Annotated in this window: 26 protein-coding genes and 1 other annotated feature; of the genes, 3 read left to right on the top strand and 23 right to left on the bottom strand. The window is 39.1% G+C overall.

The genetic code is table 11. The annotated features are described in order from the left end of the window. The first annotated feature begins 143 nt into the window (after nt 1-143). On the top strand, nt 144-2,051 hold the full coding sequence (locus CGC63_RS08860; protein WP_003020985.1) for a PfkB family carbohydrate kinase: 1,908 nt from the start codon (nt 144-146) through the stop codon (nt 2,049-2,051). Between the two features lie 83 nt (nt 2,052-2,134). Here the strand turns inward: CGC63_RS08860 and CGC63_RS08865 are convergent, their stop codons facing one another. The 5 genes from CGC63_RS08865 to nadA are packed head-to-tail and all read right to left on the bottom strand — an operon-like array spanning nt 2,135 to nt 6,550. Then, nucleotides 2,135-2,428 (bottom strand): hypothetical protein, encoded by a 294-nt coding sequence (locus CGC63_RS08865; RefSeq protein ID WP_003020982.1) that lies wholly within the window; start codon nt 2,426-2,428, stop codon nt 2,135-2,137. A gap of 14 nt (nt 2,429-2,442) precedes the next feature. Beyond that, nucleotides 2,443-3,447, bottom strand: a complete 1,005-nt coding sequence (locus tag CGC63_RS15875; RefSeq protein ID WP_003020979.1) for a GNAT family N-acetyltransferase — start codon at nt 3,445-3,447, stop codon at nt 2,443-2,445. 27 nt (nt 3,448-3,474) lie between these two features. Then, entirely contained in the window at nt 3,475-4,326 is an 852-nt protein-coding gene (gene nadC / locus CGC63_RS08875; RefSeq protein WP_003020976.1) for a carboxylating nicotinate-nucleotide diphosphorylase, read from the bottom strand. Then, complete coding sequence (locus tag CGC63_RS08880) at nt 4,323-5,630, bottom strand: L-aspartate oxidase (protein ID WP_003020973.1); 1,308 nt, start codon at nt 5,628-5,630, stop codon at nt 4,323-4,325. Before CGC63_RS08880 ends, nadC begins: the two co-directional genes overlap by 4 nt. An 11-nt stretch (nt 5,631-5,641) precedes the next feature. Beyond that, the gene (nadA, locus tag CGC63_RS08885) at nt 5,642-6,550 is read right to left on the bottom strand and encodes a quinolinate synthase NadA (RefSeq protein WP_009246287.1); all 909 of its coding nucleotides are present in this window, start codon (nt 6,548-6,550) and stop codon (nt 5,642-5,644) included. 192 nt (nt 6,551-6,742) lie between these two features. On the opposite strand from nadA, the gene CGC63_RS08890 reads away from it, so the two are divergent. Beyond that, nucleotides 6,743-7,042: an ATP-binding protein gene (locus CGC63_RS08890; RefSeq protein WP_334290627.1), complete on the top strand. Its 300-nt coding sequence runs from the start codon at nt 6,743-6,745 to the stop codon at nt 7,040-7,042. Between the two features lie 332 nt (nt 7,043-7,374). Here CGC63_RS08890 and CGC63_RS08895 read toward each other — a convergent pair whose 3' ends face one another. The 16 genes from CGC63_RS08895 to CGC63_RS08975 form a co-directional block, all read right to left on the bottom strand. After that, nucleotides 7,375-7,866, bottom strand: coding sequence for a class I SAM-dependent methyltransferase (locus CGC63_RS08895; RefSeq protein WP_003020963.1), 492 nt, complete (start codon nt 7,864-7,866; stop codon nt 7,375-7,377). Between the two features lie 30 nt (nt 7,867-7,896). Next, nucleotides 7,897-8,661 (bottom strand): MerR family transcriptional regulator, encoded by a 765-nt coding sequence (locus tag CGC63_RS08900; RefSeq protein ID WP_003020960.1) that lies wholly within the window; start codon nt 8,659-8,661, stop codon nt 7,897-7,899. Between the two features lie 78 nt (nt 8,662-8,739). Then, a complete protein-coding gene (locus CGC63_RS08905) occupies nt 8,740-8,979 on the bottom strand; it encodes a hypothetical protein (RefSeq protein ID WP_003020958.1) in 240 nt (79 codons plus the stop codon). An 18-nt stretch (nt 8,980-8,997) separates the two neighbouring features. After that, nucleotides 8,998-9,471 carry an LURP-one-related/scramblase family protein gene (locus CGC63_RS08910; RefSeq protein WP_003020955.1) on the bottom strand — a complete coding sequence of 158 codons (474 nt, stop codon included), beginning with the start codon at nt 9,469-9,471 and terminating at the stop codon, nt 8,998-9,000. Between the two features lie 18 nt (nt 9,472-9,489). Next, nucleotides 9,490-11,757 carry an adenosylcobalamin-dependent ribonucleoside-diphosphate reductase gene (locus CGC63_RS08915; RefSeq protein WP_009246291.1) on the bottom strand — a complete coding sequence of 756 codons (2,268 nt, stop codon included), beginning with the start codon at nt 11,755-11,757 and terminating at the stop codon, nt 9,490-9,492. Nucleotides 11,758-11,829: 72 nt separating this feature from the next. Next, entirely contained in the window at nt 11,830-12,603 is a 774-nt protein-coding gene (locus tag CGC63_RS08920) for an ABC transporter ATP-binding protein (RefSeq protein WP_003020950.1), read from the bottom strand. Further along, complete coding sequence (locus CGC63_RS08925; protein ID WP_003020946.1) at nt 12,596-13,495, bottom strand: ABC transporter permease; 900 nt, start codon at nt 13,493-13,495, stop codon at nt 12,596-12,598. The genes CGC63_RS08920 and CGC63_RS08925 overlap by 8 nt, the downstream gene beginning before the upstream one ends. Nucleotides 13,496-13,512: 17 nt before the next feature. Continuing rightward, the gene (locus tag CGC63_RS08930) at nt 13,513-14,520 is read right to left on the bottom strand and encodes an ABC transporter substrate-binding protein (RefSeq protein ID WP_009246292.1); all 1,008 of its coding nucleotides are present in this window, start codon (nt 14,518-14,520) and stop codon (nt 13,513-13,515) included. A 112-nt stretch (nt 14,521-14,632) separates the two neighbouring features. Next, nucleotides 14,633-14,881, bottom strand: a binding site (T-box leader). A gap of 22 nt (nt 14,882-14,903) precedes the next feature. Further along, entirely contained in the window at nt 14,904-16,256 is a 1,353-nt protein-coding gene (locus CGC63_RS08940; protein ID WP_003020939.1) for an MATE family efflux transporter, read from the bottom strand. 83 nt (nt 16,257-16,339) lie between these two features. After that, a complete protein-coding gene (locus CGC63_RS08945) occupies nt 16,340-17,638 on the bottom strand; it encodes a DUF4153 domain-containing protein (protein WP_003020938.1) in 1,299 nt (432 codons plus the stop codon). 27 nt (nt 17,639-17,665) lie between these two features. After that, nucleotides 17,666-17,881: a helix-turn-helix domain-containing protein gene (locus CGC63_RS08950; protein WP_003020935.1), complete on the bottom strand. Its 216-nt coding sequence runs from the start codon at nt 17,879-17,881 to the stop codon at nt 17,666-17,668. Nucleotides 17,882-17,895: 14 nt separating this feature from the next. Further along, a complete protein-coding gene (locus CGC63_RS08955) occupies nt 17,896-18,348 on the bottom strand; it encodes a DUF2975 domain-containing protein (protein ID WP_003020932.1) in 453 nt (150 codons plus the stop codon). Nucleotides 18,349-18,449: 101 nt separating this feature from the next. Further along, nucleotides 18,450-18,878, bottom strand: coding sequence for a hypothetical protein (locus CGC63_RS08960; RefSeq protein WP_003020929.1), 429 nt, complete (start codon nt 18,876-18,878; stop codon nt 18,450-18,452). Between the two features lie 110 nt (nt 18,879-18,988). After that, entirely contained in the window at nt 18,989-20,005 is a 1,017-nt protein-coding gene (locus tag CGC63_RS08965; protein WP_003020927.1) for a serine hydrolase, read from the bottom strand. A gap of 2 nt (nt 20,006-20,007) precedes the next feature. Continuing rightward, nucleotides 20,008-21,618, bottom strand: coding sequence for an amidohydrolase (locus tag CGC63_RS08970; RefSeq protein ID WP_003020924.1), 1,611 nt, complete (start codon nt 21,616-21,618; stop codon nt 20,008-20,010). A gap of 22 nt (nt 21,619-21,640) precedes the next feature. Beyond that, nucleotides 21,641-22,858, bottom strand: a complete 1,218-nt coding sequence (locus CGC63_RS08975) for an aspartate kinase (protein WP_003020921.1) — start codon at nt 22,856-22,858, stop codon at nt 21,641-21,643. Between the two features lie 166 nt (nt 22,859-23,024). Here CGC63_RS08975 and CGC63_RS08980 point away from each other — a divergent pair, with 166 nt between their 5' ends. Then, a complete protein-coding gene (locus CGC63_RS08980; protein WP_003020919.1) occupies nt 23,025-23,732 on the top strand; it encodes a FadR/GntR family transcriptional regulator in 708 nt (235 codons plus the stop codon). 66 nt (nt 23,733-23,798) lie between these two features. Here CGC63_RS08980 and CGC63_RS08985 read toward each other — a convergent pair whose 3' ends face one another. Next, nucleotides 23,799-24,839 (bottom strand): DUF5692 family protein, encoded by a 1,041-nt coding sequence (locus CGC63_RS08985; RefSeq protein WP_003020915.1) that lies wholly within the window; start codon nt 24,837-24,839, stop codon nt 23,799-23,801. 34 nt (nt 24,840-24,873) lie between these two features. Beyond that, on the bottom strand, nt 24,874-25,218 hold the full coding sequence (locus CGC63_RS08990) for a hydrogenase maturation nickel metallochaperone HypA (RefSeq protein WP_003020912.1): 345 nt from the start codon (nt 25,216-25,218) through the stop codon (nt 24,874-24,876). Nucleotides 25,219-25,220 lie beyond the last annotated feature (2 nt).

Raw genomic sequence — 25,220 nt, forward strand, 5'->3', positions numbered from 1 at the left:
TTGTCAGAATTTACTGCTTTTTTGATTATACCCCTTTCTCTTTTTTACGGCAACAAAAAAGGTACGGAAGCTTTATTGACAAATAATTCCAGATAGTGAATAATACTTTATAAGATTAAACACAAGTGAGGTGACGTCATCTTATGACTATTAAAGAAATTGCCAAGCTGGCAGGCGTTTCTATTTCAACCGTTTCAAAAATTGTAAACAACAAAGCAGATAATATAAATATCGAAACCCGCAATCGTGTACTGAAAATTGTAAAAGAATACAACTATACGCCTTATGGCACAGCCAAAAATATTTCCAATGCAAAGACCTTTGTCATCGGCGTTCTTTTAAGACACAGCACTTTGCTGAACCTGATGCTAAAGGGCATTATGGATATGGCGCAAAAGCATGGCTATAATGTTCTTCTTTGCGACAGTATGGACTCTGAAGAAAAGGAATTAAAACACATTACCGCACTGTGCAGGCATCATGTGGACGGTGTTATCTGGGAGCCCGTCAGTGAAAACAGTATTCAATACGAACATTATTTTCAGGAGCAGGATATTGCTGTTTCCTACATTAACTCCTCCCTTCCGGAAGCCTCTCACTGTCTGGATTTTATGCAGATGGGTTATCTTGCTGCCCAAAAGCTTTTAGATTATCGCCATACTCATATTGCATGCCTGACAAAGCCCGGAAGCTTTCGCTCCAAAATGGTATTTGAAGGATTTAAGAAATGTCTTTTTGACAATGAAATTCCCTACTCAGAGGATATGAAGCTTTTCGTTACCGACCCTGACTTTTATACCCAGATTTCCTTGCAGGGCTTTACAGGAATTGTCAGCACCCACTTTGAGGCTGCTCTTTCTCTGTATGAAAAAGTAAAGAGCTTTCATTACCATATTCCTTCCGACTTATCCCTTATAAGTCTTCGGGAGGATGCGGGAGACGCCATCTGTTTTCCCAGAATTTCCTCTCTCCAAATCCCCTACGAGGCTTTCGGAGAAAAAGTCTGCTATCATTTAATTGCAGCCTGCGAAAACTTAAATGAACCTGAATTTACACTCTTTACTTCTGATAATCTCACTTTGGACCATGAAGAAAGCTTAAATGCGCCGCCTTCCTGCCGCTATAAAAAAGTGATTTCCGTAGGAAGCATCAATACGGATATTACACTGACCGTAGACGAGCTCCCAAGCTCCGGCAGTACCACCGTTACTACCGCCTCCTGTATTTCCCTTGGGGGAAAAGGAGCAAATCAGGCCATTGGCGCTGCCCGCCTCGGACGTGAAGTGATTTTAATCGGAAAAATCGGAAATGATTATGACTCCACCGTTATTTATGATACGTTAAAGAAAGAGCATGTGCTGACTCACGGAATACGAAGAAGCTCTGCCTCTGCCACCGGAAAGGCATATATTCACGTACAAAAAGATGCGGAAAGCTGTATTACTGTTCTGCCCGGCGCTAATGAAACCCTGTCTCCTGAGGACATCTTATCAAGAGAACATTTATTTGACGGCTGCGGTTATTGTTTGATTTCCACGGAAATCCCTATGAATACCTGTATACAGGCTGCCAAAACAGCCCATTTCCATCACGCCAAAAACATTGTAAAGCCCGCCACTCTAAAGGCGCTGCCAACTGAGCTTTTGGCAAATGCAGATATTTTCGTTCCCAATAAACGAGAAGCCGCACTTTTATGTCCTTCTGAAAACACAGTAGAAAAGCAGGCTGATTATTTTTACCGTCAAGGCTGTCCTGTGATTATTATCACCTTAGGTCATCAGGGTTCTTACGTAAAAACAGCAGATTTTTCCGGTTATTTTCCTGCTGCCGATTTTCCTTCCATCGACTCTACGGGAGGTGCTGACGCTTTTATTGCTGCTTTTGCTTCTTATTTAACAGAAGGGTATCCTCTTTTGAATGCAGTGAAAATCGCAACTCATGCAGCCGGATTTTGTATTTCCAGAACCGGTGTAGTGCCGGCGCTCATTGACAGAACCTCCTTGGAAAATCATATTAAAATGACAGAACCGACGCTTTTAACTCTAGCATAGTTCTTATGAAAGTAAGGCTGCTACATTAAGTTGTATATTACGAATACTTACACTTGATGCAACAGCCTCATTTTCATTCATTTCTAAATCCACCTTTTTTCGTTTGTATCTTTAAAATGTGCAAACCCTAAAACATATCCTTCTCCGCCCCTTGGTTTGTCATATACAACCACCATTTTTAAAATCGCATTACCATCCGACGATATACAAGGGCTATTTTCCAGCTCACGCTCGTACTTATATTTTGCTAAATTTATATTCAGAGTCTTCTTTTTCTCTATTTGTATCCATGCAATACTTATTAACACGATACCTATAAATATAGCAAGCCATATTATTAAGTATTTTTTCTTAAAATCGTTATATTTGATTATCAATAAAATAAACTTTTCTAAAACATTTTTCTCATATCATACCAGCAAGCTCCTCCGTGTGTTGAGTCTGCCACCCCAAAGTTTTCAAATCCATGACTTCCGTAAAACTTCAGCAAATGTTCTTTACAGGTTAAAATCACACCTTTTTTTCCTCTTTCTTTTGCCGTATCGGAGAGAAAATCCAGCAACTTTCCTGCAATTCCCTGATTTCTGTATGCTTCTCTTACGTCTAATCCAAACACTGTTTGGTAAGCTCCGTCAGGCTTATGCAGTGCCGCATTATGATAAAGCTCGTCCGGTAAAGAGGGCCGGTCTGTCACCGCTCCGTTAATAAAACCGGCAATTTCTCCCTGTACTTCTGCTACGAAAAAACTTTCTAAAAATGTACTCATGCGTTTTTGAATTTCCTCTGCCGAAGCTGCTTCTGCCTTTGGAAAACACTCTGCTTCAATCTGCGCCAATACAGAGGCTTCTTCTAATTTTGCATTTCTGATTGTAATTTCCATATTTTCTCTCTCATCCTCATAAATTCCCATTTTCTGAAAGGCTTCTTCAATAAGCTCTAAAACCTCCTCACTGTCTGCACTGATGGTATGGCAGTGATGACCGGATGTAATATTTGTAAGAGGACGTGATTTTCCTGTGCGAATATCCTCCACAAACTGTTTTACCTGTCTTCTGGAGCTGATTTGCAGGGAAGCTCTTAATTCTCCGTAAATATGGTGCTGTACAAACACATCTATAACTGTGCCTCCGCAGTCTACTACTGCGTTTAATTCTTCTTCTATTTTTTCATCGGTATGACACACCTGAAAAACCCGAACAAATTTCTTTGTTCCCTGACAGATATATCCTCTGTTGGTAGACAGAATTTCACAATCTGCCGCACGCAGTAATGCAATATCCTGTACAATTACCTGTCTGCTTACATGAAAAAGTTCTGCCAGCTTTGTTCCTGATACCGGTTTGTCGCTTTCCGAAATATATTTTAAAATTTCTTTTCTGCGTGTTTCTCCAACCATTCTGAAAAATCCCCTTCCTTCGCTGTATTATACCTCGTGAAGATTTTTTAAGGACAAGTCTAAAATCGGAGAGGAATGTGTCAAAGCCCCGCTGGAAATATAGTCTACGCCGACTTCTACCAGACGTTCAATGTTCTCTTTTGTAACATTACCGGAGCACTCGGTTTCTGCTCTGCCGTCAATGAGCTTCACTGCCTCTTTCATTACCTCCGGCGTCATATTATCCAGCATAATAATGTCTGCTCCGGCTTCTACTGCCTCCTTTACCATCTCCAGATTTTCTGTTTCAATCTCGATTTTACGAACAAAAGGAGCATATTCCTTTGCCATTTCCACTGCTTTTTTCACACTTCCTGCTGCTCCGATATGATTATCCTTCAATAAAATTCCGTCAGAAAGGTTGTATCTGTGATTATAACCGCCGCCGACTTTTACCGCATATTTTTCAAAAATACGCATGTTCGGAGTTGTTTTTCTGGTGTCTAAAAGCTTGATTTTTGTTTCTTTTAAAAGCTCTGCAATCTGATGTGTATAAGTCGCAATTCCGCTCATTCTCTGCAAATAATTCAGCGCAGTACGCTCGCCGGAAAGAAGCACACGGATGTCTCCACGTATTACTCCCAAAAGCTGTTTATTCTTTACCTCATCGCCGTCTTCTGCGTAAAATTCTACCTCTGTTGTCTCATCCAAAAGCTTGAAAACACGCTCAAATACACCCAGTCCGGCAATAATTCCATCCTGCTTGCAAATCAGCTGTACTTCTCCCTGTTTTCTGTTTCGCATAACGGCATTTGTAGTAACATCCTCGCTGCTGATATCTTCCTGTAATGCCATTTTTATCAAATTATCTGCATTTAATTTCATTGTAATATCGTTCATTTTGCCTGTCTCTCTCTTTCTATTTCTTTCAGAATTTCGTTCTTATACACCTCTGCCAGACATTCCTTCTGACTTACAATACACTCTTGTGTCTCTTGATACAGTTTATCAAAATCAGCATCATTTGTCTTGCATTTTTCCCTATTTTTTTCAATATTTTTTGCCGCACGCTCAGCAAAAACCAGACTTTCCAAAAGAGAATTGCTTGCAAGACGGTTAGCGCCGTGCACGCCGTTACAGCTTGTCTCACCTACTGCATACAGACTTTTCATTGTTGTTTTACTGTCTGCATCCACATGAATTCCCCCCATAAAATAGTGCTGGGCAGGAACTACGGGTATCCATTCCTTGGTTACATCATAGCCTTCCTCCAGACATCTTTCATAAATATGAGGAAAATGATTTAAAATCACTTTTTCTCCTAAAACCGTCATATCCAGCCACACATAAGGCTTATTATCCAATTCCATCTGCTTATGGATTTCCTTTGTCATCATGTCTCTTGGAAGCACCTCATTTGCAAAACGTTCTCCTTTTGCATTATATAATTTTGCTCCTTCTCCCCTTACAGACTCCGAAATCAGAAAACGTCTTCCCGGTTTTAAAGAATATAAGGTCGTAGGATGAATTTGAATATAATCAATATTTTCTAATTCCACTTTATGGCGCATAGCGATTGCCAGAGCATCTCCTGTTAAATGGGGATAATTGGTAGAATGTTGATATAAACCTCCAATTCCGCCGCTTGCCAGTATGGTATGCTCTGCCTGAATTCCCATACATTCCTCATTTTCCGTTTCTGCAAGAATTCCCATACAGGTATTGTCCTTCTCGATTAAATCCAGCATGGTGGTATGCTCCATAATTTTTACATTTGGAAGCTTTTTCACAGCCATTAAAAGCTTACTTGTAATTTCCTCTCCGGTAATATCTTCATGGAATAAAATTCTGGCTTTTGAATGACAGCCCTCTCTTGTATAATCCAGCTTTCCGTCACGCTTTGCGAAATCTACTCCGTAAGAAATCAGTTCATTAATGACCTCTCTGGAAGAACGTATCATGATATCCACAGACTCTTTTCGGTTCTCATAGTGCCCCGCTTTTAAGGTGTCTTCCATAAAGCTTTCATAGTCATTTTCGTCTCTTAAAACGCAAATTCCACCCTGCGCCAGATAAGAGTCGCTGTTTTTAAGGTCATCCTTTGTAATCAATATAACCTGCATATCGGAAGGAATATGAAGCGCTGCAAAAAGTCCGCTTGCGCCTGTTCCTACAATCAGCACATCTGCTTTTATCTTATTCATAAAGACACCCCCTACTTTGCCAGCTCCAGCATTTTGTCCAATGCTTTCTGTGCTTTTTCTCTGGTGTCTTCTGTAATTTCCACCTCATATTTTTCTTCTTTTAAGCAGTCACGCACCTTCTCAAGAGTGACTTTTTTCATATCTGCACAACACTGTCCTTGCATAACAGAATAGAAGCTTTTTTCAGGGCATTTTTTCATAAGCTCTGCGAAAACACCGTCCTCTGTGCCAATTAAAAATTCCTTTTTTGAAGACTTTTCTGCATAGCCGATAATGTCCGAAGTGCTTCCGATAAAGTCTGCCTCTGCCAGAATTTCCTCTGTGCATTCCGGATGTGCCAAGAATTCTACCTGTGGGTATTTTGCCTTTGTCTGCCTTACGGTTTCCACTGTAATTTTTTTATGTACCGGACAATATCCGTCATTTAAAAGAATATTTTTTTCAGGTACTTGTTTTGCCACATAGCTTCCCAGATTTTCATCCGGAATAAAGAAAATATTTTTATTTGGCAATGCTTTTACAATTTTTACTGCGTTGGATGAGGTCACGCATACATCAGAAACCGTCTTTAAAGCGGCTGTTGAATTAATGTAGCATACTACTGCCAAATCCTCATATTTTTCTCGCATTTCCTGTACTTTTTTCGCTGATGCCATGTGTGCCATTGCACAATCTGCCTCTGCATCCGGCAATAATACTTTCTTCGTGGGATTTAAAATTTTGGCACTTTCCCCCATAAAAGAAACACCTGCAAAAACAATAATTTCTGCCTCTGTCTCTCTTGCCTTTTTTGCTAAATAATAGGAGTCGCCTACAAAGTCCGCAACCTCCTGAACTTCCTTTGGAACATAATAATGTGCTAAAATTACTGCATTTTTTTCTTTTTTCAGCTGTTCGATTTCCTCTTTCATGGCTTTCATTTTCTCTTTCCTCCTGCCAAGCATTTGACAGCTATTATACACCATGTTTTTACAAGTGACAAGACAGTTGTTATTTTTTATTTTTACAGTAATTCACCTTTTGGCTTTTCTCTTATTTTAACCACTATATTGCTTATTTTCGTTTTTGAATATGGGAATTCCAACAGTCTTTACGAGGCTATGTATGGGACTGTGTACTTGCGAGACATTGTTTATCAAGAATTATTACGCCGTGGCTATAAAGTCACAGTAGAAAAAAACGGCGATAAGGAAATCGATTTTGTGTGCCATAAGCGAGATGAAAAGCTACATATTCAGGTTGCCTATCTGCTTGCCTCCGAGGAAACTGTTCAACGTGAATTCGGAGTATACGATACAATCCGAGACAATTTCCCGAAATATGTGGTTTCTTTAGATGAATTTGATATGAGCCGCAATGGTATCAAGCACCGTAATATCCGTGATTTTCTCTTAGCTGAAGAATGGAACTAAATAATAAAGGAGTTGTTGCTTTCAGTGATATTTCTAACCACCATGAAAAGCAACAACTCCTTTGTTTCTGAAAAACTATTTAATTTTTTCTGCCTATAATAATCACATGATTGCTCATGTCTATAATTGATTTTTCCGAACATACAGACAAGTGATATTTAAGCCATATTTCAAATTGTTCATTGTTCCACTGGTCTACTCTATTATGAAATAAAGGTGCTAATCCATCCTGTGCAAATTGGTCTATACATTCTATGCCATTATCTTTATATAATTTCTGCATTTCATCGTATGATGAATAATATGTATCAGTCCAAAAGCATTTTGGATTATCATGTAATAACTGACATAACAAGCATCTGATTAAGATATAATCTTGGAATATATGCTGTAATAAGATATCCACCTTTTTTCAAAACTCTTATAGACTCGCTTAAGCATTTATTCCTTGACATATCATCGGTTAAATGATAAAAAGGGCCCATGTTTAACACCACATCAAAGCACCCATCTTCAAAACATCTCATATCAGTAGCATCTAATACTTTTGTTTCCATTGAATATGTTCTATCCTTTAACTGTTCGTTTATTATTTTAATATGTCTTGGTGTTATATCTGTTGCTGTGAGATTATGTCCTTTATCTGCCAAATAAAAAGCATAAGCACCTGTACCAGCAGCACAATCTAAAATTTTCAAATTACCCTTCAACAATTTATCAAATTTATATATTGTTGTTAAAAATTCTATTCTCCTTGCATTATTAGTCGTAATTCTATCTTCTTCTCGATAATTTTCATAATAATTTACTACTTCATTACTCATAAAATTTCTCCGCAACTTAGTCAAGACACCTTATCTTCCTGCCCAATAGTCCACCGCTTTTACAAGAAACTCGCCGCACCCTTTTATATTCTTATCATAATATGCAAGAAATCTCTCATCGGCTATATACATAGACGCCAGCCCTTTATGTGCCTGAGCAGAATATTCCTTCCATGTATATCCCAGCCAGTCCTTATGCAAAAGCACAATTCTGTGTCCTGTTTCGCTTTCGGGCAATTCTTTGTTTCTTACAGCTTCTTCTAACTGACGAAGCACTTCCTTTTCCAGATTTTTAAATCTCTCGTAATCTGCCTCGGACAGTCCCATAATTTTTTGATTTGCCTCATCAACAGCCTCTTCGCCATATTTTTCTCTGGCTTCTTTCCCGTAAAGTCTTTCTTTTTCTTCTATCAGCTCTCGTTTAAAACCTTCAAATTTCTCTTTATCACTCATATTTCTTTCTTCTCCTTTCATGTCTGCAATGGTATTTTTTACAGTCTGAATTAAGGTAGAAATATGTTTTTCCTGTTCCATAAGAGCAATCAAATGTTCCTCAAGCGCTTGTGCCGCATCAAATTGGGGATTGCTGATAATCTCTTTAATCACATCCAATCCCAGATTTCTTTCCCGGTAAAATAAGATTTGTTGCAGCAGGTCCACCTGCTCCTGTTCATAGTAACGACAGCCCTGCTCATTTACTCTACTAGGCTTTAACAGACCTCTTTCATCATAATAACGAAGGGTTCTGGTACTGACCCCTGTAAGGTCTGCCAACTGTCTGATACTGTACTCCATATTTCTTCCTCCTTTTCTTACTGTACAATTACCATAACAGTTTCCGCTGCGTCAATGTCAAGGCTGTTTTTTCATTTTTTAATTCCATGTCTGAACAATATCTATAATTTCCCTTTCATACTCTCCGAATAAATCTTCATGTCGCCCCATATTTTTCACATTGGTTTCTGCTCCCCATATATCATCATCAAAAAATTCCCATACATGATAAGCAACTCCACGATATTCAAAATCAATACTTCCGCAACCATCTTCCTCAGAATAGGTAAAAGGAAATCTTTTTTCTTTTAAAAGGTTTTGCAACTTTTCTAATCTCATCGTTCTGTCTTCCTTCTCTTATGACTGACTGGAACATTTTTCTGCATCAATAGCCAGAACCAGCATCAATACATATAAAGCATTTTCTGGTCTGTCAATTTCCATGACATATGTATCCGCTAAAGAAAATACTTCTTTATTTACCAAGGCTACTGCCCTTCCAGTCTGATCCTGTATTTCATAATCCCATTCCCATACGTTTCCCTGCACGCTCCAGCCATTAAAATCAACAACAAATTTAGGCTTAAAAAAAGTAAACTCTTTCTGAACACACCCCAAATATTGTTCTCCCGCATAGAGTTCAAACTTAGGTAAAAATGTGAGCACTTTTTCTTTTACTGTACCTAAATATTGCCCATATTGATCCATAATTTTTAGACAATGTCCCCACGCTAATTCACCTTTTACTGTATACACTTTTTCTCCCTGCTCATTATAGATATCATAACTGTCAAGCCATGAAAATATCCTTTGTTTAAATAAAAGTTTCATATCGTCTCCTTTTGTTCATTAGTGACATTTACTCCATCCACAGCTTTTGCAAATATTACATCCTTCTTCAAAAACAAGGGATTCTCCGCACTCCGGACAATACATTTTATCTGTTTCTCCCCTTACCGGAACTGCTTTTGGTTTTGGAATTTTCTTGCCTTTCTCATCTTTTCCCGCTTTCTGACTTAATTCCTCCTGCATTTCTTTATACATATCCATTAAAGCATTTCCCACTGCCATTGGACAGCATGCACCTTTACTTGTATCCTTTCTAGTTACTCTACGAGCAGTATAAGACGGACAGGAACCACTGGAATTTAACTGATCTACAATAGTTTCAATATCAATTCCGCCTCTTGCACTGATAGAAATCATTCTGGAAAGACCAACCATAAAGTTATTACAGCCTCCGGTAGAACCTTTGCTTAAATATGTTTCCAAAAGTGCTCCTGTATGCGGGTCAAAAAGGGCAATACAGTGAAGACTTCCGCAGCCTGTAATCAGCTTTCTTTTCTTGCCTACCACATCGTCTGTGACAAGAATAATTTCTCCTCGTTTCAGTCCTTCTCCTGCTGTGATTTTCTTCGTTTCCTTTGTATTTAAAATTCCCACACGCTTGCAGCCGTCTCGGAAAATAGTAATTCCTTTTAACCCCTGCTCAAAGGCATATAAATAAAGATTTTCTGTTTCTTCCACAGTAAAGCCGGAAGGTACGTTTACCGTAGAGCTGATGGATGCGTCAATATGTCGCTGCCAGATGGACTGCATATCTATTCTCTGGTGATAGTCTAAAGTCATAGCCGTTACAAAATAGTCCGGCAAAAGTCTGTCATCCGAAACCTTGTGCTCCTCCATAAAATCTTTTACAATTTTTGTATAGACCTTATAATACACATCCTCTCCATGTAAGGACTCTGTTTTTCTCTCATAATAATTAGCATAAATCGGCTCAATTCCTCCTGAAATGCCCAGCATGGTAGACAAGGTTCCCGTAGGAGCAATGGTTAAAAGCTGAGAATTGCGAAGCCCGTATTTACGCACCAGCTCTTTTGTTCCCTCTGTTGTATTTGCCAGAAAATAAGGTGTTTCCATAATTTCCTCCACCTTACATTTTGGAAATGCACCCAATTCCTTGGCAAGTCTTGCGGAGGCTGCAATCGCTGTATCTGCCATGACAAAGCCTATTCTGTCACAGACAGAAACTGCATCTTCTTCTCCATACGTCAGTCCCAGCTTAATCAGTGCATCTGCAAGTCCCATAATTCCCAGTCCGATTTGACGCCACTGACTGACACTTTCTCGCTGCTCCGGAAGGGGATGCAAGGGCAGTCCTTCTTCCAACACTTCATTTAAAGCTCTTACAGATTCCTGTACACAATGCTTAAATTCTTCAAAGTCAAAATAGGCATTTTCTGTAAAAGGATTTTCTACAAAAGCAGAAAGGTTGATGCTTCCTAAAAGACAGCTTCCTCCTGCCGGCAAGGGCTCTTCTGCACAGGGATTTACGCCTGCATAAGAAAATTCCTTTGTATTGCTAAGTAAATTCCAGCCGGTAATTCTGTCCCAGAACAATGCGCCCGGTTCTGCATAATCCCAGTTTGTTTCCGTAATGCGGTGAAACAGCTCTCTGGCATTTACCATACGTTCAATAACCTGTCCTGTCTCTTCTCTTGTATAATGCAGACAATACTCTTCGTTTTTCTTCACTGCTTCCATGAAATCCTCATGAATACGCACGGAAATATTCGCTGTATTTACTTTTTCCAAATCAGTTTTCAGCTCAATAAATTCCGGAACGTCAGGATGGGAGCAGTCAATGGAAATCATCAACGCTCCCCTTCTTCCGTTTTGTCCGATTAAAGAAGTCACAAGAGAATATAATTCCATGAAGGATACCGCTCCGCTGGTTTCCTTTGCCGCATTATTGATTTTCGCACCTCTTGGACTCAGCTCGGAAATATCCACACCGCAGCCCCCACCGTAGCTGTACGTACGTGCCAGCTTTTTGGCACAATCAAAAATACTTTCTATGTTGTCCTTTGGCGGTTCGACCACATAGCAGTTGGAATAAGTCACCTTTTTCCCCTGCTTATCCAGTCCTCGATTGGATAAAATTCTTCCTCCGAAAAGAAATTTCTTTTCTTTTATGTACTTTGCGATTTCTTCATTTCCGCCGCTGATACGTGTAATCCAGCTTTCAAAATCCTCTTCTTCATTCCGATACTTTTTATTCCAGATATCCATTCCAAGCCGGTTTTCGCTGCCCAGCCATTCTTCAACATTCATCCTTTTACCCTCCACTATATTTAGTCAGTATGTATATATACTAGCACGATATATAGTTCGTTTCAAGGGCTGTTAATTTCCGCATTCTATGCTAATCTCATTAAACTTTTCTAAAATATCCTCAATTTTTATTTCTTTTTTCTTTTCTGCTACCGCATCCATAACTGCATTTCCCTGATGCAACATGAGAAGTCTATCTCCGTATTCCACTGCGTAGCGAAGATTATGCGTTACCATAATCGCTGTCAAATGCTTTTCTCTCACAATTTTCTCTGTTAATTCCATAATTAAATCTGCGGTTTTCGGGTCTAATGCTGCCGTATGCTCATCTAAAATCAGGAAATCAATAGGCGTCATGGTGCTCATTAAAAGCGCCAATGCCTGTCTTTGTCCTCCTGAAAGAGCTCCTACCTTTGTATTCAATTTATCTTCCAAGCCAAGCTGTAATTTTGCCAGCTCTTCTTTATAAAAAGCAATGCGTTTCTTATCTGTTCCTCTTTTTAATCCAAAGGCTTTTCCCTTATTATCTGCCATTGCCATATTTTCTAAAATAGTCATGGAAGGGCAGGTTCCCATAGCCGGATTTTGATACACACGTCCGATTTTCTCCAGACGCTTATATTCTTTTTGCTTTGTAATATCCTGACCGTCTACCAGAATTTTCCCCTCATCTAATTCAATACTTCCGCAGATAATATTTAAAAGAGAGGTTTTTCCTGAACCGTTACTGCCTACAATGGATACAAATTCTCCTTTTTCTATGGTCAGATTAAAATCTTCAAACAGACACATTTCATGCACTGTTCCCGGGTTATAGTATTTATGAATATGTTTTAATTCAAGCATGGCTTTTCCCTCTCTTCTCTTTTTTATCAACAACCAGAATTAAGACTAACACGCCTAAAAGGAACAATGCAGAAATCATTTTCATTGCCTGTGGCGGGAAGTATAAAATGGCAATTCCTGTACACGCCTTATAGAGAATTGCACCTAAAAATACAAAGGTCGTAACCTTGATAAAGGATATTTTTTTCAGCATTTTATAAAGACTTGTTCCTACAATAACACTGGCAAGTCCTACGACAATAGCTCCTGTACCGGAAGAAATTTCAAATACTCCCTGCTGCTGACAGGAAATACAGCCGCTTAATGCAACCAGTCCGTTGGCAATGGAAAGGCCTAAAATCTTCACATTTCCCTTGTTTTTTGCAAGAGAAGTAACCAGATTTTCATTATCACCTACGGCTCTTAATAAGTATCCTGACTTTGTTTTCAGATATCCGTCTAATGCAAATTTACTGATAAGAACCACCAGCAAAATAATCATCAAATTGCTGTATTTGGAAATTCCGCCGCTGAATATACCGGATAAAAACTCATTTTTAAAAATGGTTTCTTTAGAAAATAAAGGGACATTATTTGTTCCTGCCACCATTAAATTCACCGTGTATAAAGCTGTCATCATAATAATTCCGGAAAGTAAATCCCGTACCTTACATTTTACATGAATAAGACCTGTGCAAAGTCCGGCTGCTGCCCCGGCAAAAAATGCCACAGGCAGTGTGAGATAGGGGTTTACGCCGGATTTTAAAAGCGCCGCTGTTACGGCTGCTCCCAAAGGAAAGCTTCCGTCTACTGTCAAATCAGGAAAATCTAAAATTTTATAAGTAATATATACACCTAATGCTAAAATGCCGTAAATCAATCCCTGCTCAATAATACTGATTGCAAAATCCATCTTTTTTTCCTCTTTTCTTATCCTTCAATTTCTGTAAATACTTCCTCTGCTCTGTTTTTCAGTTCTTCCGGAAGTTCTATTTTTAAGTTTTCTGCTGCTTTTTCGTTGATGTAAAGGCTGCTTCCCTCTAAAAGCTCATAAGACATTTCCTCTGCTTTTGCTTCACCCTTTAAGATTTTTGCCGCCATCTTTCCTGTTTCTTTACCAAGATTGATATAATCTAAGCCTTCGGCTGCCAGACACCCCAGTTTTACCTGTTCAATTTCACTGCCGAAAACAGGAATACCTTTTTTATTTGCCTGCTCTAAAATCGTTGGCAGAACACTGACAACCGTATTGTCTGTAAGATTGGTAAGGCAGTCTACCTTTTCCAACAATCCTGCTGCTGCCAAAGACACCTCGGAAGTATTGGTAACACCTGCTGTTTCTAAGGTAAATCCGTATTCCTTGGCATATTTTTCATATTCTTTGATACTGTGAACGGAATTGGCTTCGCTGGTTGTATATAAAATACCGATTGTTTTTGCATCCGGAAGCATTTCACGTATCATCTTCAGCTGCGCCTCTACGGGAAGCTGGTCACTTGTTCCTGTCACATTTCCCACCGGTGTTTTATCCTCACCTGCAAGCTCGGCTTCCTCCGGATTCGTCACTGCTGTATACACAACGGGAATTTCTGTGTTTGCTGCACTGTTGTAAGCTGCCTGTGCGCTTGGTGTTGCAATGGCACAAATCAAATCCACCTTATCTGACACAAATTTATCGGAAATCTGTGCTGCTGTGGCAGTATCGGAATTGGCATTGTCTAAATCAATCTCCAGATTTTTCCCCTCTTCAATACCTTCTTCTTTTAAGCCTTCCAAAAATCCCTCCCGACAGTTATCCAAAGAACCATGTTCTGCAAACTGAGAAATGCCAATGTGATAGACACCTTCTTTACTCTCTTTATTTTCGCCTTTGCATCCGGTGAAAAGACCTGTTGTTAAAATTGCTCCTAAAATCATAACAAATACTTTTTTCTTCATAATTTTTTCTCCTTTTCTCTGCTTTTCTTTTTCCATTCCGATGTGCAAGGGCTTTCTATTGTATAGGACGCAATTTCCTATACAATAAAAAACCGCCCCAAGTTAGAAACTAACTTGAGACGGTAATAAAATCATTTATTATCGCGGTACCACTCAACTTGACATTGCCAAATGTCCACTTTACCATGTACTGACATACACGCCTGATTGATAACGGGTTCGGTTCCCGACAACGCCTACTCTTTTCATTTCGGGCTGCCCTCGAAAGTCCATTCAGCTTCAAAGTCCATACGGCAATCCCACCATCTGCCGCTCTCTGTAATTTCATTTCAAGCTTACTCCTCTTTCTCATCGGTTTTGCTTTTGTTGGTATCATTTTATGCTTAACTTTGTTTTTTGTCAACTATTTTTTGAAAATTTTTTCTGTCTGTTCTCTTTATTACAAACATTCCCACTGCCATAGTACATAATTCTGCCGCCGGGTATGCCAGCCAAATTCCTGTAACTCCCATAAAAACAGGCAATACATAGACAAAAATCAGTACCAGAATACAGCCTCTTAAAAGACATAAAAGCAGGGAATATCCATTTTCCACCACAGACTGAAAATAACAAATATACACCATATTTACTGCTGTAAATAAAAATCCGATAAAGTAAATCTGCACTGCGTCTCCTGACATGGAAAGGATTTCCTTATCAGGATTTAAGAAGATATAAGTAAAGAAATCCGGTGCAAAAATTCCAACTGCTACAATCACGCCACAGACAATAATAGATGTAATCATCGTCAGTTTTCTTACGGAAAAAGTTCTTTCAAACTGCCCTGCCCCGTAATTTACAGAGATAATAGGCTGAGATGCCTGATTAACGCCTTTGCAAAGACACATTACCACAATGGCTGTATTGCAGATAATGCCGAATACCGTAACTCCCGTATTTCCCACATATTTTAAAAGCTGCAAATTAAATACAAAAATGGTAATTCCCGATGAAACCTCAATCAAAAAACTGGCTGTTCCGTTCACCAGAATATCCTTCATATAGCTTACACGAATACCACGAAGGTTGAATTTCAACTGATTTTTCTTTGTAAAAAAATGAATAAGCAGAATTCCTACGGTTAAATAAGAGCCGATAACCGTTGCGATTGCAGCCCCTGACATTCCCATTTCCATAGGAAATACAAACACATAATCCAGCACAATATTGGTAATTCCTCCGGCAATTACCGCATTCATTGCCAACTTCGGAGCACCGTCATTTCTTACAAAGGTCTGTAAAAAAGCAGAGAGAAAATATGCTCCCATTCCCCATATAATGTAGGGAATATAGTCCATAATATAAGGCATGGTTTCCTCTGTTCCGCCTAAAAGCCATGCGATATCTTCCATGAAAACCACACTCACCACAAGGAGCAAAAGCCATATGAGAATGTTCAAAAGAAAGGATGCCGTGAAGTAGGCATCTGCCTTTTCTTTTTCTCCTCGTCCCCTGAAAATAGACATCAGTACAGAGCCGCCCACACCAAATAAAAGTCCCAATCCAAAGAACACATTATAAATGGGAAGTGCGATGTTTAACGCTGCCATTGCCACACTTCCCAATCCTTTTCCGATAATAATGGTATCTGCCAGAACATAGATAGAGGTTACCATTGTGCCCATAATGGACGGGATTAAATAATGAAAAAATAACCCTTTTACCGGTTTTGTCATAAAATCTTTTGTTTCCATAAATCCCTCACCTGTATATTTTATCTTGCAATGATACAGTATATACAAGGACAGAGTTTCTGGCAACCACTTTTTCTATTGCGCTAAGAAAGCATCGCTTCCAATGGCAATATGCACAGCAAGGTAAAAAGAACCGCACCTGAAAAAACAGCCCAACGGACCAATGGAATTTTCCTTTTTTGGTGCCATATAATCATAAAAAGGACAAGGAACAGCCATATCATAAATACACCTGCCTGTATTCTCTTAATCGTAAAACCATAGGCTGCAATATACATTCCCAGCTTGCTCATTGCCGTAATCAAAAGCAAAATCGTCACTGCGGAAAAAGCTATATTTATCACAGAAAGCACCTTGTTTTCTCTTGTTATAGTCTTTGTAAAAGTATTCATAAAAAGGAGCAGAAGGACATTAAAAGCGGTAATTCCGCAAAGCTCAAAAAAGCCCTGTCTTGCATATTCTGCATAAGTAAAGCTCTCCGGTAAAATCCCCGCACAGGCAGAAAAAAGATATTTTGCCTGAAAAGCAATAAACAAAATATAGGTAAATCCGATAATTCCTGCAAAGGTATAAACTGCCACATCCGGTATGATATGCAGGCCTTCTCCTGATATCTCCCTATGCTCTTTACAGAGGTCTTTTTCTATATTTCTCTGATAAATTCCTCCATAAACAGTACCAAACATTAGGGAAGAAAGAATAAGCATAATCGGAATTTCTATACATAACTGAAGGAAAAGACCTCCGTCAAAAATATTTCCCAAAAGGCTTTTAAGCATCCGGGAAAATCCCGCGTCTGCCTGAGACAAAACCGGCAAGATAATAACAAGCACCGGCAGAGATATCCCTATTCCCAGTAAAACCATAGCTCCTGTCCGTTTCTGTGTTTTGCTGAACAGACTTTGCAGCAACACTCTGATTTGACACAAAAAATTAGAAAACGGCAAAATAATCAGCGCATACCATACATCCAAAAGCACCCACGAGGAGGTTTTGCCATCCAAAACAAGCGCATCGGTCATAACCAGCGTCCAATAGGCACCTACCACCGCCAACATTCCCAGCTGTGTCAGAGGCATAATCGAATAATATCCGTAAGGTATTCCAACTCCCAGCAAAATAATACTCCAAAATATCTTTTCACCGTTTATATGAAAGCCTTTCACAAAACAATACAGAGAAACTACTGCAATATAGAGAATAACAAAGCCTGATATATTAAAAAAAGAGTCATACTGTCCTGTTTTCCACAGCACATATCCTAAAAATAAATACGCCGCCGCAAAGATTTTATCCCATTTATCTACCTTTATTTTCTCAAAAAAGGGTTCACTTTCCAAAGGTAAGCCCATTTCTGTACTTACCTGATTTTTATTTTCCATTTTTCTTCCTCACTTTCTGAAAACTATTTAGAATTCTTCCTCAGAAACATACTCCAGAATATCTCCCGGCTGACACTCCAAAACCTTACAAAGAGCTTCCAAAGTAGTAAAACGAACTGCTTTTGCCTTTCCGTTTTTTAACACCGATAAATTGGCAGGCGTAATATCAATGGCTTTTGCCAAGTCTCCTGCACTGATTTTTCTCTTTGCCATAACGACATCAAGATTAACTACAATAGGCATTTTTATCACCCTTCCTATATGGTATAATCGTTTTCTCTTTTAATTTCTTCCGCCTGTGCAAAAACATTCTTTATCACACGCAGTATCAAAGCCATAAACATGGCTGCCCCGCATAAAAACCAAAACGGAAAATAATAAAAACCGCTGGCTGCAAAAATCATTCCTGCCGCCGCACAGCACCATGACAGCTGTCTTAAACACTCTGTATTCTCAGAAATGAACACCTGATTTGCACTGATATTTTTCAACAGACCATTCATTTTGTAAAGCGCCGCTCCAACAGGAACTGCCGTAGCATAATTCGTCACTAAAAAGTACGGTAGCATTCCGTCTAAAAGAGGACTGCGAAGTTCTAAAAAACCCCGATACAGCCACGGAGCGCCAACACATATCCCCACAAGAAGGACTGCAAAGAAATAAATACAGACTCTTGTAAATTTTAAGCTTTTATCCTTGTTCCAATTCATCTTTTACCTCCCGCAAAAAAAGTTCTGTGATTTCTCTTTATCAAAGAATACCACAGAACTTTTTGTTTTTCAATATTTTTTTATCGTTTTTCGATAAATTTCTATTTTCTTTTGGAGCGAATAGCTATTCCTGCAACCAAAAGCACAACACCTGCAATTCCCAAAGTCCATTTCCACTCGTATTTGCCCATACTCATGGAAAACAGATAAAATACTTTTATCTTGTTAGGGGAAATGGCAATATTTAACATATAATACAGCAGAGGTATCATATAACCTACTACCACCTGGTCCGTCAGTGCATAAAAGAAAATACCCATTCCACCTAGAAACACTATGGTTGCCAGCTCGCCCATATATAATTTCAAAAATGCAAATTCACAATTTCCTGCTTTTAAAACGCACATATAAATGCCTAAAAGTAACATTAAATAGATAATCGCCTGTGTCATGCGAATACCGTATAGCTTCGCCATAGGCATATACTTTGATGACAGTAAATCTTTAGTAATCCATTTTTTTCCTTCCATAGCTGTTTTTATTCCCAGTTTAACCTAAAATTCTCTACAAAAACTCTACTTCTATGATATAAATAAGAGCTGTCGTATCAAGCATTTCCCTGACACAATAGCTCTTATTCTCATGGATTTAAAGTATCATATACCATTTTCGTAAGTTCATGAATATCTCCATATACTTCTTCCGCTCCATTGGTATTTTTTGTCATAATACATAAAATGAAATCCGTGTTTTCTCCATATACGATTGCCGCATCATGCTGTACCTCAGAAGTTTCTCCTGTTTTATTGGCAACTTTTGTTCCCTCAGGAAGTCCCTGAGGAATTTTAATAGTATTTTCCTGATTTAGCAATAAATGCAGCATACTTCCTGATTTTTCATGACTGACACAATTTCCCGTATAAATTTTTTCTAAAAGTTTTCCACAGTCTTTTACTGTAGTTACATTATCTCCCTTGCCGTCTTTTTCAGACTTGGAATATGCGGGATGTAAAGTAGTATGTATTCCTGTATCTTCATATCCATTTTCTTTCAGATACTCATTAATTTTTGCAGCTCCCTTTACAAAGCTTCGATCAGAAGATTGAACTTTTATAAGCTCATTATAAGCTTCATTATCGGAAACCTCTATCATTTCCTCTAAAAGTTTCTTTGTTTCACTCCAGGCTTTTTTCTCACCTTTATAATATTTCGTCTGGTTTTCCATAACCTCATCCAGATTTTCATAAGTGGCTGCCATAACAAACAACTTTACTAAGCTTGCAGGATACATGGGCTCATTATTCAAAACAATTTCATTGCCGTAATCCATTTCCTGAATATATACACTCCAATCACCTGCAAACCCACTTACCATATTTTCCGTTTCCGTCTGAAGTTTTTTTGTCAGTGCTTTTCTCTCTTCTGCTTCCTTTTTATGCTCTTTCTGACGGACTTTTACAGCGGCTTCTTTTGCTTCTTCTTTGGCAATCTGGGCTTCCTTTTTCGCTTTTTCTTCCTTCGCTTCTGCTCTGGCAGATGTAATGCTGGACACAAAATAAATGCTGAGTCCTATAACGAAAAGGGCAGCAACCATAAGCCCTAATTGCCTTCTTACTGCTCTTTTTCTAAGCAGCCTTCTTCTTTCTTTGGCATCCATATTTATCTATCTTCCTTTTTCCAAATACTTTTTCCCTCTTTTATGGTTTCCAAAACTTGTATTTCTTTTAACATTTTTTTCTCTGTTTTCATTGGATTTCTATCCAGAATAACAAGGTCTGCCCTTTTTCCTTCTTTAACACTTCCCTTTTCTTTTTCTTCAAAGTATGCGTATGCACCGTTTATCGTCACTGCCTGAAGTGCCTCATACACAGTACAGCACTGCTCTTTACCCAACTGATTTCCTGTGCGTGTAATACGATTTACCCCACACCATACAGAATGCAGCATATTCGGCTTTGTAACCGGTGTATCCTGATGAAAAGTCACTTTCATATTTCTTAAAAACGCAGAATGACAAGGACTAATACGTGCGGCTCTTTCTTCGCCTAAATTTTTTCTGTGTACTTCACCCCAGTAATAGACATGTCCCACAAAAATAGACGGAAGAATACCCAGTTCTTTCATTTCCTCTAACTGGTCTTCCCTTGCTGTCTGACAATGAATCATCACCGGACGAAGCTTGTCTTTTTTAGGATTTTTACTATTTTCCAATGCTTTTCTATAAGCGTGGATAAACTGATCTCCTGCTGCATCTCCGTTACAATGTACTAAAATCTGTCTGCTGTCTTCCACTGCTGTTTTCATAAATTTTTCTGTTTCTTTATCAGAAAACCATGGATAAGCACAATACCCTTCACTATTTTCATAAGGTTTTGTCAGCCATGCAGAACGTCCCTGAGGAGAACCATCAAGAACTGCTTTATAGCCTCCCAGCTTTAAATTTCCACAATATTGTTCTGCGTATTCAGGAAATTCTAAAAATAATTCTTGAGCCTTATTTTGTAATAAAGGATATAATACTACATCTAAAATCAGCTCTTTACTTTCATCCATCTGTCGAAGCATTGCAAAAGATTCAGGAGATGCTGCACCGTCTTGCACAGTTATAATTCCGTTTTGCAGATACAACTCCTGCGTTTTTTTCAAACCCGCTTTCAAGTCAAATTTTATTCTGGGGCCTATTGCCTTTTGCAGCAACATCATTGCTGCTTCTTCCAGATAACCATCCGGCTCATTATCTTTATCAAAGCGACCAATTTTACCGCCTTCCGGATCTTTTGTATCCTTTGTAATTCCCGCCAGTGCAAGAGCAGCATCATTGGCACAGCCCATGTGACCGGAAGTATGAGAAATATAAATAGGTATTTCTTTAGAAACCTGATTTAAGTACCTTTTATCCGGCTGCTTCCCCTGAGGTAAGAAATTATGATCATATCCAAATCCAATAATGATACCTGTCTTTTCTATTTTATTCTCCCGCTGATACTCTTTTAAAACAGAAATAATTTCCTCAAAACTCTCACATTGACTTAAATCTGCTGCCTGTGACATTTGAATAGCAGTAGAGATATGGCTATGGGCATCAATAAAAGCGGGCATCAGTGTTTTCCCTTTCAGATTTATCCATTGTGCATCTTCTTTTACAAAAGCCTTTACTTTTTCAAAATCCCCAGCTTTTTTAATTCTGCCGTTTTCCACAAGTACCGCTTCTAAGATTTCCCCTTCTTTTTCCATGGTGAGAATATCTCCGCCATAATAAAATTGCTGCATTACACTACCCCGCTTTCTTTATTTAATTTCTCTCAGATAAACCAAACGCTTCATGAACTGCGTTCATAGCTGCCACTGCATCCTTCTGTGCTACTAAAACGGTAATTCTGATTTCAGAAGTGGCAATCATGTTAATATTTACATCCTGATTATACAAACATTCAAACATCTTTGCCGCAACACCCGGATTAGACATCATACCCGCTCCTACGATAGAAAGCTTTGCAACATCGCAGTTATATTCTACCTTCTCAAAGCCCAGAGCTTCTTTCTTTTCCTCTAAAAGCGCAATGGCTTCATCCAGATTTTCATGGGAAACTGTAAAGGAAATGTCCTTTGTTCCTTCCCTTCCTACGGACTGGATAATAATATCTACGTTAATATTTTTCTTTGCCAATGTATTAAAAAGCTTAAATGCGCTTCCCGGCATATCCTGAATACCGATTACTGAAATTCTATCTGCATTTTTATCTAATGCAACCCCGCTGATAATCATTCTTTCCACTTTATTGACAACCTCCTTCACCACTGTTCCTTCTGAATTGTTTAAGCTTGAACGCACTACAAGACGTACGCCGTATTTTTTTGCCATTTCCACAGAACGGTTATGTAATACTCCCGCTCCCAATGTTGCCAAATCCAGCATTTCATCATAAGTGATTTCTTTTAATTTCCTTGCTGTCGGCACAAGACGTGGGTCTGCTGTGTAAACGCCGTCTACATCTGTATAAATTTCACAGGCATCTGCATGAAGAACTGCTGCCAAAGCAACTGCTGTGGTATCAGAACCGCCTCTGCCAAGTGTGGTATAATCATCATATTTATTTATTCCCTGAAAGCCTGTTACAATTACAATTTTTCTGTCTTCCAGTTCTCGTTTAATTCTCTCTGTATCAATTTTTTTCAGCCTTGCATTTCCATAGCTGCTGGTCGTGTGCATAGGTACTTGAAAAGCGTTTAAGGAAACAGCTCTGACTCCCAGCTGTGCCATTGCCATTGCCATAAGAGATACCGACATCTGCTCACCAATGGTAAATAACATATCCATTTCCCGCTTAGGTGGATTAGGATTGATATCATGAGCTTTTTCAATCAATTCATCCGTATATTTTCCCATTGCAGACAAAACGACCACAACATCATTTCCTTTTTCATAATCCTCTATACACCGTTTTGCCACATTGAAAATGCGTTCCTTATCGGCAACAGAGGTTCCTCCGAACTTCTTAACAATTAACATGGTTTCCTCCTGAACGGCAGCTTATACCGCTGTTTTTTCTAAATTGTAAAACAACTATATAATACTATACCATTTCATTGCGGTCAATTAAAAATAAGAAAGCTCTTGCAGTTTCTTTTATTTCGCAATATAATGAACTCAAATTTTACTGTTTTGGAGAAGGATTATGGAATTTGAAAAAATAAGTTCGCCATCTCTTCGGGAACTTTTTGTAGACCAGTTAGAAAATATGATTTTGTCAGGAAAATTAAAAATCGGCGAAAAGCTTCCTCCCGAACGCCAGCTTGCTCAGATGATGCAGGTCAGCCGTGCCGTGGTAAACAGCGGAATTGCGGAGCTGGAAAAAAAGGGTTTTTTAATTGTAAAACCCCGAAGCGGAACTTTTGTTGCCGACTATCGCAGGAAAGGTACGGTAGAAACCTTAGTTGCCATTATGAAATATAATGGAGGCCGTATTCGCAGAGAGGAAATCCGTTCGATTTTAGAAGTGCGTATTGCTCTTGACACGCTAATCGCCAGACTGAGTATTCCCATGATTACCGATGAGGAAATTCAGGTACTTTTTGAAAAAGTAGAAGCCATTCAAAATACTGCAAGCGTTCAGGAAGCCATTGAAGCTGCTTTTGCCTTTCAGCATGAATTTGCCCTGTCCTCCAAAAATACTTTGATACCTCTGATTTTTCAGTCTTTTCATGCCCCTATCTTTACCATGTGGGAGCGCTTCTGTGAACTGTATGGTGTGGAAATGCTCTATAACCGCAATTATACCATGTGGACTTATATAAAAAACCGAGATACACAGGGAGCGGTGGATTGGATTGAGCATTCTCTGAAGCAATGTATTGACGGGGATACGCAGATTTATTTTGATTAGAAAAAAACTGCTGTATAGAACAGCTATTGAACTATCAATAACTGCTCATACAACAGTTTTTCTTTTTTATCTCTCTGCTCTTTCCATAGCCAGCTTAAAGTCTTTCTGGTCTGTGAAAATCTCATGTGTATATGGATTTTTCTTCTGCTGTTTTGCACGTTTGATAATCATTGCCATACATGCAATATTGGCAATCAGCGCAATAACCGCTACCACCCCCTGCATAGTGGGATTTGCTACGGTTGGTCTTGTGGCAGCATCCATAAATCCGTCTGCATACAATACCGGTATAGTGGTAAATCTGCTGGCATCCTGAAACAGCGGAAATACCTGTGCAAACATACACCATAAAGCCAAAGTATTTGCTCTGTTCTGTATCCAGCCGCCTTTATTCCAAAGGGCATTGGCAACTGTCGGAGCTAAAAGAAGCGCCAGTCCGCAGTACCATGCGTGTGTAGGCAGATTGTTATAAGTATATTCAAAGTTCCATAAATCATAAGCCAGAATAAAACACCATGTCATATCCGGCCACAGCATATCTTTTTTATCCTTGGAAACATAAATCCCCAGCCAGCCTGTCATACAGAAAATATTGATTAAGCCGGAAATACCGTTTACCCAGTTCCACCAGCCTCCGTACAGCCATACGTTTTCAGATGACAGCCACCAGCGGTCTCCGTATTCTGCCATTGCCATCATACCTCTGATACCGGACTCAAAATCACTGACTACTGCAATTAAAATGTTAATTGCCACAATGAGAAAAGGAAACAGCTTAAACCATTCTTTTTTTCCAATTCCCCATTTGTATTTAATCATCATAAAGCCGATACATCCCGCTGTTGCCGCATAGAGCTTCGCATAATGGAACCAGCTTGTCATGTGCAGATAAGTCTGATTATGAAGCGCCCAATCTGCGCCCATGGCTGCTCCTACATAAATTGCCACAAAATATACGGTCAAGACCGCAGGTAAAATTAAGAAACAGAAAATTCCTCCTGTTTTGCTTCTTCTTGCCAGCTCATTCATGAGAATAAGCCCCGCAAATACCAAAATCCAGCCTAACAGCTGCCACATGGTGTTATCTCCGTAAATCTGAAATAACATAAAATCCCTTCCTTTCTCTTTCTGCCTGCATTTTTCAGCAGGCAGTTATCTCTTTAATATTAAACTCATTTCCGGCTGCAAGATATGTATGTTCACTTTTGCAATAGGGACAGATTTTTCCAAATTCTGTTGTAGAATAAGTCTGTTTACAATCCTCGCAAAAGGTCACTGCCGGAATTTGTTCCACAGTAAGTGATGCTCCCTTTAGAAGCTCTGTTCTGTCTGACGCCCACCGCCAACAGCTTTGCAGATAATCTTCCAAAACTCCGGAAACTTCCCCGACTTCCAAAGTCACCCCCGCAATCTGCTTTAAATGGTTTTCTTCCCCCACTTCTTTTAAGCTGTCAATAATATGAAAGACAATTCCCAGCTCGTGCATCC

The sequence above is a fragment of the Blautia hansenii DSM 20583 genome, from assembly GCF_002222595.2.
GTDB classification, from domain to species: domain Bacteria; phylum Bacillota; class Clostridia; order Lachnospirales; family Lachnospiraceae; genus Blautia; species Blautia hansenii.